We start from the raw sequence: 18,128 nt of genomic DNA on the forward strand, positions 1-18,128 counted from the left end.
CCCGATGAGGTGCGGATGCGCTCACGCGCCGGCCGACGCGAGCGCCGCGTCGATCGCGCCCGACAGCCGCTCGACGATCGTGTCGATCTGCTGCGCGGTGCAAATGAAAGGCGGCGCAACGAGGATGTGATCGCCGTGAACGCCGTCGATCGTCCCGCCCATCGGATACACCATCAACCCGCGCTGCATCGCTTCGCGCTTGACCGCCGCGTGCAGCTTCAGTGCGGGATCGAACGTCGCCTTCGTGTCGCGATCGCGCACGAGCTCGACGCCGACGAACAGCCCGCGGCCGCGCACGTCACCCACATGCGGATGCGCGCCGTAATGCTCGCGCAGCGACGCGCGCAACTGCTCGCCGCGCGCCCTCACGTTGTCGAGCAGCTTCTCTTCGGCAATCACGCGCTGCACTTCGAGCGCGGCCGCGCACGCGGTCGCATGGCCGAGGTACGTGTGGCCGTGCTGGAAGAAACCCGAGCCGTCGACGATCGTCCGGTAGATGCGGTCGCTCACCAGCGTCGCGCCGATCGGCTGGTAGCCCGCGCCGAGCCCTTTCGCGATCGTCAGCAGATCGGGCGCGACGCCGTCTTCGTCGCACGCGTACAGGTAGCCCGTGCGGCCCATCCCCGACATGATCTCGTCGAGGATCAGCAGCACGCCGTACTTGTCGCACACCGCGCGAATCTTCTTCAGGTACGTGCGCACCGGCGGCACCGCGCCGGCCGTTGCGCCCACCACCGTCTCCGCGACGAACGCCGCGACATTGTCCGCGCCGAGCTCGACGATCTTCTGCTCGAGCTCGTCCGCGAGGCGCTGCGCATACGCTTCGTTGGTTTCGCCCGCCAGCTGGTCGCGGTAGGCAAAACACGGGCTCACGTGGTGCGCCTCGATCAGCAGCGGCAGGAACGGCTCGCGCCGCCACGCATTTCCGCCGATCGCGAGCGCGCCGAGCGTGTTGCCGTGATAGCTCTGGCGTCGCGCGATGAAATGGCGGCGCTGCGGCTCGCCCTTCTCGACGAAATACTGGCGCGCGAGCTTCAGCGCGGCCTCGACCGCCTCGGAGCCGCCCGACACGAAATACACGTGTTCGAGGCCGGCCGGCGCGGCTTCGACGAGCCGGTCGGCGAGTTCCTCGGCCACGTCGGTCGTGAAGAACGACGTGTGCGCGTAGGCCAGTTGCTGCGCCTGCCGCTTGATCGCGTCGATCACGCGCTGGTTGCTGTGGCCGAGACACGAAACGGCCGCGCCGCCGCACGCGTCGATATAGCGTTTGCCGGTCGAGTCGATGATCTCGATGCCGTCGCCTGCGACGGCGACGGGCAAGGTGGCGCGCGGAGCGCGATGGAAAACGGTCGTCATGCGTTGCCTCATGGATCAGGATGCGTCGTGCGCGCGTCCGGACGGCACGATGCGCGTCGCGAAACGCTGCGTGCCTTGTTGGTGAATGGTGACGTCGATCGACGCCGCGCCGATCGCGAACACGGCCGTGGCCAGCGTATTTTCGTCGTCGGGGTCCGCAGGATCGTCGCGGTAGATCGGCAGCCCTTCCGGTGCGCGATCGCCGAGCACGCGCAGCAGCGCGGCTTTATCGATCGCGTCGATACCGGGAACGAGCGCGTCGACGCGGCGCTGGCGGTCGGCCGAAGATTGCGTGACGATCTGCGCCTCTGCTTCACAGCCCGGATGCACGAGATGATTCGCGTGCCCGGCGAGCGTCGCCACGTCGGCGACCGAGCAGCGCGCGGCACTCGCCTCGATGCTCAGCAGCCGCGTGTCGCCGGTCGCGCCGAGCGTATGGTGAAAGCCGCTCGCGCGCGCATTCACGCGCAGCACGTCGACGGCCTCGTCGAGCGACGCCGCATCGAGCACGGCGCGCGCCAGGATCATGCGCGGCACGCCCGGCGCGGGCGTCCTGATCCGCAGGTTGTTGATCGCCTGCACGATGCCGGCCCGGTTCGCGGCGAAGGTGTGCCCCGGCAGCGAGCCCGGGTAGTAGAAACTGACGAAGCCCGGCTTGCCCACGGGCTGCACGTCGACGAGCAGGCAGCGCTCGCGCAGGAACGGATCGCCGTCCTCGTTGTGCGCGATCCAGCGCGTGCCGGCCGCGTCGCGCGCGGCCAGCGTCGTGCAGCCGTCCGGCGCGTTGTGGATCAGCTCGCCGCGGCAGTTCCACAGGAAGATGTCCCCGGCCGGCCAGCCGACACCCGCCGCGATCCCGTCCAGTTCCGCGACGAGATCGGGGTACGCGGCCAGCGCCGCCTGCCGCAGCGCATCGACGAACGGATGGCCGCGCCAGCGGCGCACGGCCTGCCACGCGCTGCTCTGCCGCATGTACGCGTCGAACACGGGACGGGCGAGCTCGCCGAGGCGCACGCCGATGTCGAACGGCGCGCCGGCGATGACGGGGGAAAGGGAAAGCGGCATGTCGGCCATTTCGGTTTCGTTCAGGACACGTGTTTCAGGAATTCCTTCAGGCGCGGGGTCGGCGGCCGGTCAATCAGGCCGACCGGGTGGCCGTCCTCGGCAATACCGCCCTGATCCATGAACAGCAGGCGCGTGCCGACCCGTTTCGCGAAGCCGATCTCGTGCGTGACGACGATCATCGTCATCCCTTCGTTGGCGAGATCCTGCATCACTTTCAGCACTTCGTGGCGCAATTCCGGATCGAGCGCCGACGTCGGCTCGTCGAACAGCATCAGCCGCGGCCGGATCGCGAGTGCGCGCGCGATCGCGACGCGCTGCTGCTGGCCGCCCGACAGTTCCGACGGGTAATGATTCGCGCGCGATTCGAGGCCGACCTTGTCGAGCAGCGCCATCGCCTGGTCGCGTGCGTCGGCACGTGACGCGCCGCGCACCTGGATCGGCCCGAACATCACGTTCTCGAGCGCGGTCATTTGCGGAAACAGGTTGAACTGCTGGAACACCATGCCGGCTTCGAGCCGGATGTTGCGGATCGTCGTCGCGTTGCCGCGCACGCTCTGGCCGTCGACAAGCAGCTCGCCGCCGGTGATTTTCTCGAGCGCGTTGATACAGCGCAGCATCGTCGACTTGCCCGAGCCGGACGGGCCGATCACGACGACCACCTCGCCCGCGTCGATCTTCAGGTCGATGTGCTTCAGCACCGGCACGTGGCCAAAACTCTTCGACACATTCTGGAATTCGATCATGCTCATAGAATTCTCATCCTCTTTTCGACGAGCCGCAGCGTCAGCGTCATCGCGCCGGTCAGCAGCAGGTAGATGACGGCCACGGCGCTCCAGATCTCGACCGCCTGGAAATTGCCCGCGATGATTTCCTGCCCCTTGCGCGTCAGTTCACCGACGCCGATCACGATGAACAGCGACGTGTCCTTCAGGCTCACGATGCACTGGTTGCCGAGCGGCGGAATCAGCCGCCGGAACGCGAGCGGCCCGACCACCTTCAGCAGCACGCGCGGCATCGACAACCCCATCGCGAGCCCCGCCTCCGTCAGCCCCTTCGGGATCGACAGCAGCGCGCCGCGCACCACTTCCGCGAGATACGCGCCGGAATTCACCGTGATCGCGATGATCGCGGCCGTCAGGCCGTCGATGCGGATATGCGCGAGCAGCGGCAGCGCGAAGTACAGGAACATCACCTGCACGACGATCGGCGTGCCGCGAATCAACTCGATATAGACCTGGGCGAGCACGTTCATCGCCTTCGGTCCGTATGCGCGGAACATGCCCGCGATCATCCCGACGATGAAGCCGCCCACCAGCCCGAAAAATGCGATGAACACCGTCAACCGGACCCCGTCCATCAGGTCCGGCAACGCCGCCCAGATCGCCGACCAATCGAAATTCACTTGTCGCTCCCCGTTCGATTCAAGACCGGCGCGGCCGCCCGGCCGCGCCATGGTGCGCCGTCGCGCTTACATCTTCGGCGGCTCGGCGCCGAACCACTTCTTGTAGATCTGCGCGTAGCGGCCGTCGGCCTTGATCTTCACGAGCGACGCGTTGACCTTCGGCACGAGCGGGCTGCCCTTCGGGAAACCCATCCCGTACTTGTCGCCGCTGACCGGCTGGCCCGCGACCTTCACCTTGCCCTTGCCTTCGTTGTTCACGAAGAACAGCACGTTCGGCGTGTCGTGCATCGCCGCGTCGACCCGGCCGGCTTCGAGCGCGAGGTAGGCCTGGTCGATGTTCGGGAACTGGCGGATCTCCTTCGGCTTCAGGTGCGCCTTGATCCAGTCGATCGTCGCGGTGCCCGTCTTCGCGGCGATCACCTTGCCGTTCAGGTCGTCGATCGACTTGACCGTCGTGTTGCCGGTCTGCACCATCGCCGCGAGACCGCTGTCGTAGTACGGCGCGGAGAAGTCGATCGCCTTCTTGCGCTCGTCCTTGATCGTCATCCCCGACAGCGCGACGTCGATGTTCTGCGTCTGCAGCGCCGGGATCAGGCCCGCGAAATCCATCGGCTGGATCGTGTATTTCCAGCCCTGGTCCTTCGCGATCTCCGCCCACAGGTCGAGATCGAAGCCGACATACTTGTCGCCCTGCTTGAACTCGAACGGCATGAACGACGTGTCGGTGCCGACGACGAGCGTCCTGGTATCCGCGTGTGCGAGGCTTGCGCCGAGCGCGGCAACGACCGCGACGGCTTTCAGGAAGGAACGGCGACTCATGGTTTCTCTCCGCATGATTGAGCGATGTGACCGGCCAGCCGGCCGGCGGTAACGACGACATCAAGCCGCACCGCAACATGCGATGTCGAATTAGACCTTAGCGCAACACGTGTTGTCAACCGCGATACTACGACAACAAAAAAACGCGCAACGGATAAATGCATCGAAACAAACCCGGGGCGCGCGGCGCGGATAAATCGGAGGAAAGGGAGGGTGGCGCAGGGGCGAAGCGCCCGGGCCGGACGGCGGTGGCGCCTGAGCGTAGTTGGCGGTGACCGGGCCGGCTTGCTGGCCCGGGCGTCACGCACGAGAGGAGGAGGATGGCGCGGGCGCCCGGACAATCGTCGCGGCCCGCGCATTGGGTTTGTCAGCGTGAAGCGTCGGCGATCGGGTACGGTGCCGTGCCGGGGCGGCGTCCGCCGCGACACAGGCAACCGCCGACGTGACTCAACGAATGTTGCGACATGCGCGCGGAGCTGCCGGAAGCGAGGCCCGCGCGCCGATGCGACATCGCTTACACCGCCACCCCGCTCGCCTGATGCGACACGAGCCGCGCATACGCACCCTGCCGCGCCAGCAGGTCCGCGTGCCGTCCGGCCTCGATCACGCTGCCCTGCTCCATCACGAGGATCAGGTCGGCATTACGCACGGTCGACAGCCGGTGCGCGATGATGATCGACGTGCGCTGCGACATCAGGTCTTCCAGCGCCGCGCGGATCTGCTGCTCGCTGATCGTGTCGAGGTGGGACGTCGCTTCGTCGAGGATCAGCACTGGCGCATCCTTCAGGAACGCACGCGCGATCGCGACGCGCTGGCGCTGGCCGCCCGACAACTGCACGCCGCGCTCGCCGACGCGCGTCGCGAGCCCGTCCGGCAGCCGCGCAACGAATTCGCCGAGCGCCGCATGCTCGATCGCGCGCTGCACGTCCGCGTCGGACGCGTCGTTCGCCGCGAGCCGGATGTTCGCCTCCAGCGTGTCGTTGAACAGGTAGGTATCCTGCGCAACCAGTGCGATGTGCTGCCGCAGGTCGTCGAGCCGCAGGTCGCGCAGGTCGACGCCGCCGAGCGTCACGCGGCCCTGCTGCGGATCCCAGAAGCGCAGCAGCAGGCTCGCGACCGTCGATTTGCCGGCGCCCGACGCACCGACCAGCGCGACCGTGCTGCCGGGCGCCATCTCGAAGCTCACGCGGTCGAGCGCGGGCACGCTGCGGCCCGGGTACGTGAAGGACGTCGCCTCGAAGCGCACCGCCGGATCGGCGGGCAGCGCATGCGTGCCGTCCGTCACCGGCACGGGCTCCTTCTCCAGCGCGCGCAGGCGGCGCGTCGACGCGATCGTGTCGGCGAGCTGGCGCGCGACCTGGCCGATTTCGGCAACCGGCATGAAGGCGGCCACCGCGACCAGCACCAGCAGCGGCAACGACTCGCGCGGAAACCAGCCGCGCGCGCACAGCAGTGCACCGAGCGCCGCGACGACCAGCCCGCCGAGCCCGCTCGCGACTTCCAGTGCGGCGCTCTGCGTCGACAGGTCGTCGAGCAGCCTGGCGCGTTGCTTCCGGTACGCATCGACTTCGGCCACGAACGCTTCGCGCCGGTGCGCGACGGCCTGGAACGCGGTCAGCTCCGCGAGCCCCTGGATCGTCTCGGTCAGGTGCGCGCCGAGCTGGCCGAGCGCTTCGCGCGCGCCGGTGCCGAGCCGGTCGACCTCGCGCCGCGCCAGCGCCGGTGCAAGCCCGGCCCACAACTGGAACGGCAGCAGCGCGAGCGCGAGCGGCCACGCGACCGACGCGAGCAGCACCAGCACGGCGGCCGGCACGAGCACCGCGACGAACGCGGGCGCCAGCGTATGCGCATAGAAATACTCGACGGTCTCGACGTCCTGCGTCGCGAGCGACACGAGATCGCCGGAACGGCGGCGCAGCAGCCCGGCCGGCGCGAGGCGTTCGAGCGTCGCGAACAGCGCGATGCGCATTTCCGCGAGCAGCCGGTACGCCATGTCGTGCGCGAGCCACGATTCGAGCCAGTGCAGCACGGCCGCCACCGGCGCGATCACGAGCAGCGCCGTGACGAGCGCCGGGCTCACATGGCCGCCCGGTACCGCACCGACCACCAGCGCGCCGATCACGCCGACGCCGATGAACGCGAGCACGCGGCCGATCCCGAACAGCACCGTCAGCACGACCTTGCCCGTCCACGGCCGCACGAACCGCAGCAGCGTCCGCAGCGTTTCCGGCCAGCCGATCTCCGCCGCATCGTCGTTCAGCGGACGCACTTGCGGGCCGGACGACGCGCGCGCGGTCGCGCCGGCCGTCGTCGCCACGCCGGCCGATTCGGCGACCGCTTCCAGTTGCGGCCCCATCAGCCGGCGATACGGGCCGTCACGCGCGATCAGCGACGCGTGCGTGCCCTCGTCGACCACCTGCCCCTGGTCGAGCACCAGGATGCGGTCGGCGCCGATCACGCTTGACAGCCGGTGCGCGAGCACGAGCGTGGTCCGCCCGCGCGTGAGCCGGTCGAGTGCCTGCTGGATCAACGCTTCGTTCTCCGCGTCGACGGACGACAGCGCCTCGTCGAGCAGCAGGATCGGTGCGTCGCGCAGCAGCGCGCGGGCAATCGCGAGGCGCTGGCGCTGGCCGCCCGACAGCATGAGCCCGCGTTCGCCGATGCGCGTCGCATAACCGTCCGGCAGCGCCGAGATGAAATCGTGCGCGTTGGCCGCACGCGCGGCGGCGATCATGTCCGCGTCGCTCGCGTCGGGGCGGCCGAGCCGCAGGTTGTCGGCGACGCTGCCGTCGAACAGCGTCGCATCCTGCGCGACGACCGCGATCATCTCGCGCACCTGGCCGGCATCGAGCGTCCGCACGTCGCGGCCGCCGATGCGGACCGCGCCGCCCTGCGCATCGTGCTGACGCAGCAGCAGGCGCACGATGGTCGATTTGCCCGCGCCGCTCGGCCCGACGATGGCGACCGTCTCGCCCTCGCGAACCGAGAAGCTCAGCGCCGCATGCGCGTCGGCACGACGCCCCGGATACGCGAAGCTGACGGCGTCGAACGCGATCTCCGGCCGCAGGCCCTGCACGCGCGGCGCATCGGTGGAAGGCGTGTGGCTCCGCGCGTCGAGCAGCGCATGGATCGCATTCGCCGCCGACTGGCCGATCATCCCCTGATGCAACACCGACCGCAGGTCGCGCAGCGGCCGGAAGATCTCGCTGCCGGCCATCAGCACGATCAGCAGCGCCTCGAGGCTCATGTCGCCGTGCCGCAGGCGCCACGCGCCGACCGCGATCGCGGCGGCCGCGCCGAGGCCGGTGCCGAGATCGGTGAAGAGCCGCGTCAGCAGGCCGAGCGCGAGCACCCAGAACGTGCTGTCGGACAGCGCGCGTGCCTTCGCGGCCAGCTTCGCGCCGAACGCCGTGCCTTGCCCGAACGCCTTCAGCGTCGGCAGGCCTTGCACCGCGTCGAGAAACTCCTCGCCGAACGCCTTGAACGCGGCCGAGCGCGCGAGCGCCGCGCGCTTGTCGGCACGATGCACGAGTTGCGGCAGCGCGAGCGTGACGAGCGCCGCGACCAGCAGGATGGCGGCCGTCGGCACGTCCCACCACGCGAGCACCGCGAAGATCATCACCGGCGCGCAGGCGGCGATCACGAGCTGCGGCAGGTAGGTGCCGAAAAAGGTCTGCAGCTGCTCGACGCCGTCGACGACGGCCAGCATCACGCCGCCCGTGCGTTCGCCGCTGAACCATGCGGGGCCGAGCGCCGCGATCCGGTCGAACAGCCGCGCGCGCAGCGTGGCCTGCACACGCCCGGCCGTGTGCTGCGCGAGCACCGTGCGGCGATGGTCGAGCCACGCGCGCAGCAGCACGCAGGCCGCCGTTGCAACGACGGCTTCGCCGATGCTGCGCGCGGGCGCGCCGGAAAAGACCAGCGCCAGCACGCGGCCGAGGAACACGAAGCGCAGAATCCCGACACCCATCGCGAGCAGTCCGAGCGCGACGGCCGCGGCGACCCGCCAGCGCAGTCCCGCCATCATTGCCCATAGTCGTCGGTCGAAATACATGAAGCCCTCCGGTAGTGTCTGGTTGCATTTTTCTTGACCGGATCGAGGCTACCCGCGCGGCCCGCGCGCGGCAAAAGATGATTTTTCAACGGGTGTTGAGTCAACTACAATACCCGGCATGTCGCACCTCCCTCCCCTCAGCGCGTTGCGGGCTTTCGAGGCGGCCGTCCGCCTCGGCGGGTTCGCGCGCGCGGCGGTCGAGCTGAACGTGTCGACGAGCGCGGTCAGCCACCAGATTCGCGCGCTCGAGGAATCGCTCGGCGCGCGGCTGCTCGAACGCAGCACGGGGCTCGGCGGCATCGGTCTCACGCCGGCCGGCGAGCGCCTGCTGCCGGCCGTCAGCGATGCGCTGTCGCGCCTCACCGACGCCTGCGCCGAGATTCGCGGCACCGCGCAACGGCTCACCGTCTCCGCCAACGCGCCGTTTTCGGCAATGTGGCTCGCACGCCGCCTCGCGGAATTCTCGTCGCTTCATCCCGACACGCCGCTGCACGCCGTCGTGCTCGACGACGAACCGGATTTCGCGCGCAGCGGCGTCGATCTGGCGATCGTGCACGTGCCCGCGCACCGGCTGCGGGACGGCGACGACGTGCTGATCCGGGAGACGGTGTTCCCGGTGTGCAGCCCCGAGCTGTTTCCGTACGCATCGGGGCACGTGTGCCGCTCGCGGCTGCTGCAGGAGATGCACGAGGACAGCCCCGAGATCGACTGGCACAACTGGGCATCGGAATTCGGCTTGCCGGACGACTTCGAGACGAAGATCGTCCGTTACAGCAGTTTCAGCCAGGTGATCGGCGCGGCGGTCGGCGGCGCGGGCATCGCGCTCGGCCGCGTGCCGCTGATCGAGCCCGAACTGCGCAGCGGGCGCCTGGTGCCGCTGGTGCCGGGCCTCGCACGCGATGCGTCATGGCGCTTTGTGCTGCGTCGCAACCCGTCCGCGCGGCACCGGCTGCTCGATCCGTTGATCGCGTTCCTGCGTCGCGAAGCCGAAGCCGAAGCCGCGCCACCCGCCACGCTCGCGAAGATCGTTGCGCCCGCATCCAACGACAGCCACGCGCGCGGCGCGGGCGGCGCCTGACGGGCCGGCGCACGAAGCCGGCCTCGCCTTGCCTGCCGGCGCCTACGGCGCAGCGAAGAACAACGCGACCACGCACGCCATCCCGCCGAACCACACGAGCGAACGCAGCGACGCCCAGTTCAGCAGGTACATCAGCATGTAGACGATCCGGATCGCGACGAACGCCATCGCGAGCTGGTCGACGCGATGCACGTTCGCGCCGTTGTGCCATGCCACCACCAGCGCGGCCGTGAACAGCGCGAGCGCCTCCCATGCGTTCTGGTGCGCGGCCTGCGCCCGCGCGCGCCAGCCTTCGAGCTTCGCCAGGTAGTCGCGCGGCGCGCGGTTGTCGTAACCCTTGCGGGCCTTCGCGAGAAACGTCATCGTGAACGGCAGCAGCGCGACGATGAACAGGCACAGCTGGGACGTCGTCATCAAAAGTCTCCTCCTTTATCGTTACATTGATCAATGACAAGATCGCCGAGAGCTTAGCATTGCGTCATGCCGTTCGCGCACCGGTTTTCTAGACGGGAGACTCGGCTGCGCGGCCTGTCGACAGCCGCGCCCAGCCGGGACGAACACAAAAATTTCCACCAAATCGTCGACAAATACGTTAATTAAAACTGGTCGAACACCAATAAGATAGCGTTCAACACTGGCCCGGCGTGTTTTCGCGCCGGACTGCCGAACCCACGCCGCCGCGCGCGCCCAACGACATCCGATCCGAGACATCGCCATGCCCCGTCCCATCGTCGCCCATATCCGCCCTGACGCCATCCGCCACAACCTCGACTTCATCCGCCGCACCGCCGCGCAATCGCGCGTGTGGGCCGTCGTCAAGGCCGACGCATACGGCCACGGCATCGAGCGGGTCTATCCGGGCCTCGCCGCCGCCGACGGCATCGCGCTGCTCGACCTCGACGAAGCCGTGCGCGTGCGCGAGCTCGGCTGGGACAAGCCCGTGCTGCTGCTCGAAGGGATCTTCGAGCCGGCCGACGTCGAGCTGGCCGACCGTCATCGGCTGACGGTGTCCGTGCACTGCGACGAACAGCTCGACCTGCTGATCGCGGCAAAGCCGCGGCAGCCGATCGACATCCAGCTCAAGATGAACTCCGGGATGAACCGCCTCGGCTACCGGCCCGACGTTTTCCGCGCGGCGTGGGAGCGCGCGGCCGGCGCGCCGTCGATCGGCAAGATCACGCTGATGATGCATTTCGCGAACGCCGACGAAGGCCAGGCCGACTGGCAGCTCGAACAGTTCGATGCGGCCACGGCGGGGATTCCCGGCGAGCGCTCGACGTCGAACTCGGCGGCCGTGCTGTGGCATCCGCATGCGCACCGCGACTGGGTGCGGCCCGGCACGATCCTGTACGGTGCATCGCCGACGGGTGCGTCGCGGGATATCGCCGACACGCCGCTGATGCCCGCGATGACGCTGACGAGCAAGATCATCGGCGTGCAGACGCTCGCGCCGGAAGAAACCGTCGGCTACGGCCGCCGCTTCACGGCCGACCGGCCGATGCGGATCGGCGTCGTCGCGTGCGGTTATGCGGACGGCTATCCGCGCCACGCGCCGACCGGCACGCCGATCGCGGTGGACGGCGTGATGACGCGCGTCGTCGGCCGCGTGTCGATGGACATGCTGACCGTCGACCTGACGCCGTGCCCGGACGCGGGCATCGGGTCGAGCGTCGAGCTGTGGGGCGACCAGGTGAAGGTGGACGACGTGGCGGAAGCCAGCGGCACGATCGGCTACGAGCTGATGTGCGCGCTCGCGCGCCGCGTGCCTGTCGTGATCGTGCCGCCCGGTGCGTCGAGCGAACAGCCGGCGCTGCGGACCGGAAGCTACGGGCGCTGACCCGGGTCGCTGCGGCGGCGCGCGGCCGCGCGCTACGCCGCAAGTGCCGCTTCGGTTGCGGGCTGCCTCGGGCAGCCCGTTTGTTTTCCGGTGTACGGGACAGGCCCGGGTTACGGCCCTTCCGCGCCGTTCGCGGGCCTTCGACGTCGCACTACGAACGCCACGTCGGCTTGCGCTTCTCGAGGAACGCGTCGATCCCTTCGCCCGCATCCTCTTCCATCATGTTGCGCGCCATCACGTCGCCCGCATACGCATAGGCTTCGTCGAGCGGCAACTCGCGCTGGCGGTAGAACATCTGCTTGCCGTAGCGCACCGCGGCCGGGCTCTTCGCTACGATCTCGGCGACCTTGCGTGCGACGGCCGCGTCGAGCGCGTCCTCGGGCACGGCCTCGTTGACGAGCCCCCACGCGGCGGCCGTCGCCGCATCGACGAAACGCCCGGTCACGAGCATGTCGAACGCGCGCTTCGCCGTGACGTTGCGGCTCAACGCAACGGCCGGCGTCGAGCAGAACAGCCCGACGTTGATGCCCGATACCGCGAAGCGCGCGGTATCGGCCGCGATGGCCAGATCGCACGCGGCGACGAGCTGGCAGCCGGCCGCCGTCGCGATGCCGTGCACGCGTGCGATCACCGGCACCGGCAACGCGCGCATCGCGAGCATTACGCGGCTGCACTGCGCGAACAGCGTGCGGTAGTAATCGAGCTCGGGCGTGCCGCGCATCTGCCGCAGGTCGTGGCCCGCGCAGAACGCCCGGCCTTCGGCGGCCAGCACGACGCAGCGCACATGCGGATCGGCCGCCAGCGTATCGAACGCATCGTGCAGGCTCGCGAGCATCGCCTCGGATAACGCGTTGAATTGCTGCGGGCGATTCAATCGCAGCGTGACGACACCTTCGTGCGCGTCGCGCAACAGGATCGGTTCGGCAGTCTCTTGATCGGGTTCCATGATGATTCGCTCGACGGGGTTCGGCAGGATTCGGCACGACGTGAACGCGCGGCGGTGATGCACGCACGTTCACGGCGCGGTGTTGAAATCGTCCTCCACATTCCGTGCGGCGTCCAGTCGCGCGGACGCGCATGCATGCGCAGTAGCCGGCGTGCCGTCGTGCAACAACCAGGCGACTCGCGCATCAACCGCGCCGTTGCGCGGCCCTCGCCGTGCCTGCCGTCCGCGCGGCAAGAGCGGCCGTCGCATAGGCGATACAACCGACCGCCGCGATCGCCCATAGGGCGGCGGTCGGATTCGGCAGCAGTATCGTCGCGGCGCTGGCGATGGCCACACCGAACAGGCTGCCTGCCTGTCTCGCCGCATTGAGGAATCCCGACGCCACGCCCGCCGCGTCCGCGGGCACCTGTTCGAGTACGGTCGCGATCATCGGCGCCACGGACAGCGCGGTCCCGGTGCCGAACGCGGCCATCGCCGCCCAGGCCACCGGCCACGGCGCACGCAGCGTCAACGCGGCCGCGAGTGCCGGCATGGCCAGCGCCGCCATCCCGAGACCGTTCGCCATCAGCCGGACCGGATGGACACGGCCTTGCAATTTTCCAGACAGCAGATTGCCGAGCGACAGGCTCAGCGCGAACGGCAACAGCGTCAGCCCCGTCTGCCGCGCGCTCATGCCGAAGCGCCCGTGCAGGTACAGGCTCAGGACGAACAGCAGGCCGAAGTACCCGACATAAACGAGGCTGCCCATCAGGTTCATCGCGACGAAGGTGCGATTGCGAAACCACGCCAGCGGAACCATCGGATCGCGAGCACGCCGTTCGATGATGACCAGCGCGCCGGCGGCAAGACCGGCGACCAGCAGCGCGCCCCGGACTTCCGCCGCACCCGGGCCGCGCGTCGGCAGCTCGATCACGGCAAAACACAGCGCACCGAGCGCGATCGCACCGACACACTGGCCGGCCCAATCGAATTGGCGCGCATGCCGCGCGACCGACGCCCGAACGAGCACGGCCGCCCCGGCAAGAGCGACCGCGCCGGTCGGCACATTGATCAGGAATGCGCTGCGCCAGCCGAAATCGTCCACGAGGACGCCGCCCAGCACCGGGCCCACAGCCACCGCGACCGACGCGATGCCCGCCCATACCGCAATCGCCCGCGCCCGCTCGGCAGGCACGTCGAAGGTGCTGCGCACGACCGCGAGCGACGCGGGTAAAAAGAGCGCGGCGCCCATGCCCTGCACGAATCGCGCGGCCACGAGGACGGCCACGGACGGCGCGAAGCCGCATCCGGCCGATGCCGCGACGAACAGCGCCAGCCCCGCGAGATAGACGTGCTTGGCACCGAACCGGTCGGACAGCGCGCCGCCCGCGAGAATCAGCGCGGCGAAACTGAGCGTATACGCGTCGACGATCCACGCGAGCGCCGCGACCGTCGCACCGAGATTCGCGCGCATCGCGGGCAGCGCAACGTTGACGATCGTCGTATCGAGTACCGCCATGAACATGCCGATCGCGACGAGCGCAAGCGTGAAGCGGCGTTCGCGGGCCGTCGGGCGGCACGCTGTCGTGATGGATACGGGAAGGGAAACGGGATGGCAATCGGGCATGAAACCTCCAGGCAGATCCCGGGAGTCTAGAAACGGCGCACGATGCAGAAAAGTGATAATTTCGCATTTGCCTGATGCAGATATGCATCTCCACTCCCCGCCGCCGCCCTGCCCGATGACACTGCCGACCCGTATGAACTGGGACAACGCCCGCTTCTTCCTGGCCCTTGCGCGCACCGGCACGCTTCGCGGCGCCGCGGCGCAACTGAACGTCGATCAGGCGACGGTGGGGCGTCGGATCGCCGCGCTCGAAGACGAACTCTCGGCCCGCCTGTTTCTCCGAACCCCGACCCTCTATGTGCTGACGACCGCGGGCGAAGCGCTGCTCGAACCCGCCGAAACGATGGAACGGGCATCGCTCACCATCGAGCGACGCGTGATGGGGCTCGACGAACAGCTTGCCGGGTCGGTGCGCATCGCCACGACCGACTCGCTCGGCAAGCGTTTCGTGATTCCCGCCATCGCCAGCTTGCGGCGCAGGCACGCCGGCATCGACGTCGTGTGCGTGACATCGGCCGAAATCGCCAATCTCACGCGCCGCGAAGCGGATCTCGCGATTCGCACGTTGCGGCCGGAATCACCGGACCTGATCGTCAGGCGGCTCGGGCATCTCGAAACGGGCATCTACGCATCGCGCCGCTACCTGGCCGAGCGTGGCGAACCGGTCGCAGGCAGTGCGTTCGAAGGACACGACCTGGTGATGTACCAGCAGCCGGTGGTGCCGACGATGTGGGACGCCCTGTGCGGCGAACCGACGTCGCGCGGCCGCGTGATGTTCCAGACATCGTCGACGATGATGCTGGTCGAGGCCGCGCTTGCGGGGCTCGGCATTGCGGAGCTGCCGTGCTTCCGCGCCGAAGCCGAGCCGGAACTGGTGCGCCTCATGCCCCGACGATGCAATCATTTCGACGTGTGGCTCGTCGCGCATGCCGATCTCTACAAGACCGCACGCGTGCAGGCGGTGATCGAAGCCGTCGTCGACGAATTCGCGAGCGCCGCGCCGGACGCCCGGTAACGAACGGGGGACCGCTTCAGCGCGCGACCGGGAGCCGCCCGCTGCGCCACCCGCGCCCGCCCGGCCACAGATGCCCGACGCCACCGAGGAAAAGACGGCACCCATGGCACCAATGGCCAGCACACCGCCCCGGATCGCGCCGAACGTATTCATCCGCGCAGTCATCGCGGGCGTCTGCGGTGCGGAGCGGACCTCGACCGTCGCACCGTCCTGCAAGCTGACGTCGCCGACGCGCGTCAGCCCGCGAGCTTCTTCAACGCCTCGAGCACCGCGTCGCCCTTGAACGGCTTCACGATCCATCCCTTCACGCCGGCGGCCTTGCCGCGCTCCTTCATCGCCGGGCTGCTTTCGGTCGTCAGCATCACGACGTTGACCGTCGAATTCGCCAGTTCGCCGCGGATCTTCTCGACCATTGTCAGACCGTCCATGTTCGGCATGTTCACGTCGCTGATCACGAGGCGCACGCCGGGCGTCGCCTTGAGCTTCGCGAGCCCGTCCTTGCCGTCGACGGCCGTCGCGACGTCGAGCCCGTGATTGCGCAGGAAACCCGCGACCTCGTCGCGCACCGTGCCCGAATCGTCGACCACCAGAATCTTTGCCATGCTGTATTCCCCTTTCCTTGTTGCGACTTCAACATTCAAAACAGTTCGAGTTCACCCGATTCGACCATCGGCCCCACGTCCTGCACCGATTCGCGGAAATCCTCCGGCGACCAGCTCAGGCTGAACACGAAGCGCTGGTCGATGCAGACGGCGCGCCCCGATGCCGGGTCGGTCATCCGGTACTTGAAGCAGAGCTGCGGGCAGTCGCCGCCGAACGAGATGAACTTCTGCTTGTGATTGACGACGAGCGGCACCTGCACCGGATGGCGCGCCAGTGCCTCGGCGTCGCCGAGATAGCGGTTCTTGAACGCGCCCCACACGAGATTGGTGAGCTCGCCGAGCACGCTGTTCACGTCGCGGAAATCCGGCGCGCGGCCGGCGTCGCGCGTGCCGCCGAGCATGTCGAGCAGCGGCTGCTCGCTCGTCTGCAGCAGCATGTAGCCGCGGCACCACGCACTTTCGAGTGCGATCAGGCTGAACACTTCGCCGAAGATGATCTGGTCGCGCACGATGCACGGCGTTTCGTGCTCGATCGTCATGCCCGGGAACAGGCCGTCGAGGCGTGCCTCGGTGATCTCCGAGATGCCGCGCACGAGCGCGTTCGGGTAATCGCGGCCGAACAGGTATTCGTCGATCGCGCGCTTGAGCGGCGTCATGTCGTCCGCGACGTAGGCCGCGCACGCAACGCGCGCGAGCGCCTCCGGCAACTCGTCGCGCGACGCGTGCGCGTCGCGGCGCAGGATGATCGGCAGCTCGGGGCGCAGCGCATCGATCTGCGTCGCGATGATCGCGCTCTCGGCCGGCGAGCCGCCGTAATCCTCGGCCAGCAGGATCGCGCCGAGGTCGATGTTCGAGCGCAGCACCTTCAGCAGCCGGTTGCGCCGCACGGTCAGGCCGACCAGGTTGTGCTCGTCGCAGAAACGCTTGATCGCGTCGGCGTGCGCGCGACTGTCGTCCAGCACGAGCACCTTGCTGACGGGTTGGTCTACGGTCATCTCAAGGTTTCCTAATGGTCGGTCGGGGTCGGTCAGAACAGTTCGAGCTCGCCGCCGCTTTCCATCACGGCCGTGTCAGGCACATGGAAATCGACCGGCGCGTTCGCGCATACGCACAGCGTCGCGCCGACCCGCACGCCGCCGTCGAGCGTCAGGTCGTAAGCGGCCACGTGATCGGGCGATAGCGCGCCCAGGTAATCGATGCTCGATCCGCTCAGCAGATAAGGCGTCGACATCCCCAGGTCGGGAAACGGTGCGGTCAGCGCCTGGTTGATCGCGCCGCAGCACAGGTTCGCGACTTCCATGAACGCTTCGGGCAGCGGCCGCTGGCTGCCGGTGCCCGCTGTCGCGCCGGCGAAACGGCGGCGCGTCGCGTCGTCGTCGCTGAAGCGCAGCGCGAGCAGCAGGCGGAAATGCAGCGCCGAGATCGTCAGCGCCGCGACGTGCTCGGGCACCGTCGGCTTTGCGCGCGACTTCGCGTGCGCGCGATCGTGCCCGTCATGCGCCGCGCCGGCGGACGGCCGGATGTCGCACGCACCGCCGGATGCGAGCCGCGTGCGCGCCGCATCGAAGAAAATCCGCTCGAAACCGGCTTTCGCCTGCGCGCTGATCACGCCGCGCCTCCGTCGATCCGCGCATGCAGTTGCCCGGCCAGCGCCTCGACGGTCGCCAGCGCGGCCGTGATCATCTTGCCGCCGGCCTGGATGTCCTGGAACGTCGCGGCCGTCACGAGATCGTTACGGTTCAGGCTGTCGCGATAGCTGTTCGACAGTTGCTGCGAGCGCGCGGCCAGCCCGCGCACCTCGCTCGCGACGATCGAGAAGCCGCGCCCGGCCGTGCCGGCACGCGCCGCCTCGATCGACGCGTTCAGCGACACGATCGATACGTGCGCGACGATCGCCGACAGCTCCTGGTTCTTCGTGCGCATGTCCTGGTTCTGCGTGGTCAGCGAGATCATCTGCTCGTGCCAGCGCTCGAAGGTGCCGGCGAGCCCGCGCAGGCGCGCGGCTTCGTCGGCGATCTTCTGCGCGTGCTGCGCCAGCGCGGTGCGATCGGCCGACATGGCCTGCAGCGCGTCGCGCTGCGTGCCGGCCGCGGAAGTCTCGCGTGCCAGCGCATCCTCGAGCTGCGCCTCGCGTTGCGCCCATGCGTCGGCCGCCTCCGCGTGCGCGGACGCCGCCTGTTCGGCACGCTCGCCGGCCGCGTCGAGCGCACCGCGCAACGCATGCGCATCGCGCTCCAGCGCCGCGACGAGCCGCTTGCGCATCACGCGAAATGCGATCGCCGCCACGATTGCGACGACTGCGCCGCCCGCCAGCGCGGCGGCCATCTGGATCATCCACGCCTGCACGA

General features: G+C 68.8%; 16 protein-coding genes. 3 read left to right on the plus strand and 13 right to left on the minus strand.

Annotation, left to right across the window (positions count from 1 at the left end):
* Positions 1–21 precede the first annotated feature (21 nt).
* The 6 genes from ABIC51_RS08230 to ABIC51_RS08255 form a co-directional block, all read right to left on the minus strand.
* Complete coding sequence (locus tag ABIC51_RS08230; protein WP_175898043.1) at positions 22–1,356, minus strand: aspartate aminotransferase family protein; 1,335 nt, start codon at positions 1,354–1,356, stop codon at positions 22–24.
* A 15-nt stretch (positions 1,357–1,371) separates the two neighbouring features.
* Positions 1,372–2,421, minus strand: coding sequence for a C45 family autoproteolytic acyltransferase/hydrolase (locus ABIC51_RS08235; protein WP_175898125.1), 1,050 nt, complete (start codon positions 2,419–2,421; stop codon positions 1,372–1,374).
* A 20-nt stretch (positions 2,422–2,441) separates the two neighbouring features.
* On the minus strand, positions 2,442–3,170 hold the full coding sequence (glnQ, locus tag ABIC51_RS08240) for a glutamine ABC transporter ATP-binding protein GlnQ (RefSeq protein ID WP_175853710.1): 729 nt from the start codon (positions 3,168–3,170) through the stop codon (positions 2,442–2,444).
* Positions 3,167–3,874, minus strand: coding sequence for a glutamine ABC transporter permease GlnP (glnP, locus tag ABIC51_RS08245; protein ID WP_021160890.1), 708 nt, complete (start codon positions 3,872–3,874; stop codon positions 3,167–3,169). The genes glnQ and glnP overlap by 4 nt, the downstream gene beginning before the upstream one ends.
* 15 nt (positions 3,875–3,889) lie before the next feature.
* Entirely contained in the window at positions 3,890–4,642 is a 753-nt protein-coding gene (gene glnH / locus ABIC51_RS08250) for a glutamine ABC transporter substrate-binding protein GlnH (protein ID WP_146253310.1), read from the minus strand.
* A gap of 514 nt (positions 4,643–5,156) precedes the next feature.
* Positions 5,157–8,696, minus strand: coding sequence for an ABC transporter ATP-binding protein/permease (locus ABIC51_RS08255; RefSeq protein ID WP_354006404.1), 3,540 nt, complete (start codon positions 8,694–8,696; stop codon positions 5,157–5,159).
* A 118-nt stretch (positions 8,697–8,814) separates the two neighbouring features.
* On the opposite strand from ABIC51_RS08255, the gene ABIC51_RS08260 reads away from it, so the two are divergent.
* A complete protein-coding gene (locus ABIC51_RS08260) occupies positions 8,815–9,774 on the plus strand; it encodes a LysR family transcriptional regulator (RefSeq protein ID WP_146253312.1) in 960 nt (319 codons plus the stop codon).
* Between the two features lie 42 nt (positions 9,775–9,816).
* On the opposite strand, the gene ABIC51_RS08265 is transcribed toward ABIC51_RS08260, so the two are convergent.
* Positions 9,817–10,188 carry an MAPEG family protein gene (locus ABIC51_RS08265; protein ID WP_060085073.1) on the minus strand — a complete coding sequence of 124 codons (372 nt, stop codon included), beginning with the start codon at positions 10,186–10,188 and terminating at the stop codon, positions 9,817–9,819.
* Between the two features lie 301 nt (positions 10,189–10,489).
* Here ABIC51_RS08265 and alr point away from each other — a divergent pair, with 301 nt between their 5' ends.
* Entirely contained in the window at positions 10,490–11,611 is a 1,122-nt protein-coding gene (alr, locus tag ABIC51_RS08270; RefSeq protein WP_060085072.1) for an alanine racemase, read from the plus strand.
* 151 nt (positions 11,612–11,762) lie between these two features.
* Here alr and ABIC51_RS08275 read toward each other — a convergent pair whose 3' ends face one another.
* Positions 11,763–12,557 carry an enoyl-CoA hydratase gene (locus ABIC51_RS08275; protein ID WP_175861073.1) on the minus strand — a complete coding sequence of 265 codons (795 nt, stop codon included), beginning with the start codon at positions 12,555–12,557 and terminating at the stop codon, positions 11,763–11,765.
* 184 nt (positions 12,558–12,741) lie between these two features.
* Entirely contained in the window at positions 12,742–14,163 is a 1,422-nt protein-coding gene (locus ABIC51_RS08280) for an MFS transporter (protein ID WP_027791276.1), read from the minus strand.
* Positions 14,164–14,296: 133 nt separating this feature from the next.
* On the opposite strand from ABIC51_RS08280, the gene ABIC51_RS08285 reads away from it, so the two are divergent.
* Positions 14,297–15,178 (plus strand): LysR family transcriptional regulator, encoded by an 882-nt coding sequence (locus ABIC51_RS08285; RefSeq protein ID WP_027791275.1) that lies wholly within the window; start codon positions 14,297–14,299, stop codon positions 15,176–15,178.
* A 236-nt stretch (positions 15,179–15,414) separates the two neighbouring features.
* Here ABIC51_RS08285 and ABIC51_RS08290 read toward each other — a convergent pair whose 3' ends face one another.
* From ABIC51_RS08290 to ABIC51_RS08305, 4 genes are read right to left on the minus strand one after another with little or no spacing between them, the layout of a single operon-like run.
* Positions 15,415–15,780, minus strand: coding sequence for a response regulator (locus ABIC51_RS08290; protein ID WP_027791274.1), 366 nt, complete (start codon positions 15,778–15,780; stop codon positions 15,415–15,417).
* A gap of 35 nt (positions 15,781–15,815) precedes the next feature.
* On the minus strand, positions 15,816–16,775 hold the full coding sequence (locus tag ABIC51_RS08295) for a chemotaxis protein CheX (RefSeq protein ID WP_354006405.1): 960 nt from the start codon (positions 16,773–16,775) through the stop codon (positions 15,816–15,818).
* A 32-nt stretch (positions 16,776–16,807) separates the two neighbouring features.
* The gene (locus ABIC51_RS08300; protein WP_027791272.1) at positions 16,808–17,389 is read right to left on the minus strand and encodes a hypothetical protein; all 582 of its coding nucleotides are present in this window, start codon (positions 17,387–17,389) and stop codon (positions 16,808–16,810) included.
* Positions 17,386–18,126 carry a methyl-accepting chemotaxis protein gene (locus ABIC51_RS08305; protein ID WP_404841821.1) on the minus strand — a complete coding sequence of 247 codons (741 nt, stop codon included), beginning with the start codon at positions 18,124–18,126 and terminating at the stop codon, positions 17,386–17,388. The genes ABIC51_RS08300 and ABIC51_RS08305 overlap by 4 nt, the downstream gene beginning before the upstream one ends.
* Positions 18,127–18,128 lie beyond the last annotated feature (2 nt).

This window comes from Burkholderia sp. 572 (genome assembly GCF_040545135.1).
Taxonomy (GTDB): Bacteria; Pseudomonadota; Gammaproteobacteria; order Burkholderiales; family Burkholderiaceae; genus Burkholderia; species Burkholderia cepacia.

Bases quoted from the DNA above. Each gene is read 5' to 3' on its own strand.
- ABIC51_RS08230 (WP_175898043.1), bottom strand. From the start codon at position 1,356: ATGACGACCGTTTTCCATCGCGCTCCGCGCGCCACCTTGCCCGTCGCC.
- ABIC51_RS08235 (WP_175898125.1), bottom strand. From the start codon at position 2,421: ATGCCGCTTTCCCTTTCCCCCGTCATCGCCGGCGCGCCGTTCGACATC.
- glnQ (WP_175853710.1), bottom strand. From the start codon at position 3,170: ATGAGCATGATCGAATTCCAGAATGTGTCGAAGAGTTTTGGCCACGTG.
- glnP (WP_021160890.1), bottom strand. From the start codon at position 3,874: ATGGCGCGGCCGGGCGGCCGCGCCGGTCTTGAATCGAACGGGGAGCGA.
- glnH (WP_146253310.1), bottom strand. From the start codon at position 4,642: ATGAGTCGCCGTTCCTTCCTGAAAGCCGTCGCGGTCGTTGCCGCGCTC.
- ABIC51_RS08255 (WP_354006404.1), bottom strand. From the start codon at position 8,696: ATGTATTTCGACCGACGACTATGGGCAATGATGGCGGGACTGCGCTGG.
- ABIC51_RS08260 (WP_146253312.1), top strand. From the start codon at position 8,815: ATGTCGCACCTCCCTCCCCTCAGCGCGTTGCGGGCTTTCGAGGCGGCC.
- ABIC51_RS08265 (WP_060085073.1), bottom strand. From the start codon at position 10,188: ATGACGACGTCCCAGCTGTGCCTGTTCATCGTCGCGCTGCTGCCGTTC.
- alr (WP_060085072.1), top strand. From the start codon at position 10,490: ATGCCCCGTCCCATCGTCGCCCATATCCGCCCTGACGCCATCCGCCAC.
- ABIC51_RS08275 (WP_175861073.1), bottom strand. From the start codon at position 12,557: ATGGAACCCGATCAAGAGACTGCCGAACCGATCCTGTTGCGCGACGCG.
- ABIC51_RS08280 (WP_027791276.1), bottom strand. From the start codon at position 14,163: ATGCCCGATTGCCATCCCGTTTCCCTTCCCGTATCCATCACGACAGCG.
- ABIC51_RS08285 (WP_027791275.1), top strand. From the start codon at position 14,297: ATGAACTGGGACAACGCCCGCTTCTTCCTGGCCCTTGCGCGCACCGGC.
- ABIC51_RS08290 (WP_027791274.1), bottom strand. From the start codon at position 15,780: ATGGCAAAGATTCTGGTGGTCGACGATTCGGGCACGGTGCGCGACGAG.
- ABIC51_RS08295 (WP_354006405.1), bottom strand. From the start codon at position 16,775: ATGACCGTAGACCAACCCGTCAGCAAGGTGCTCGTGCTGGACGACAGT.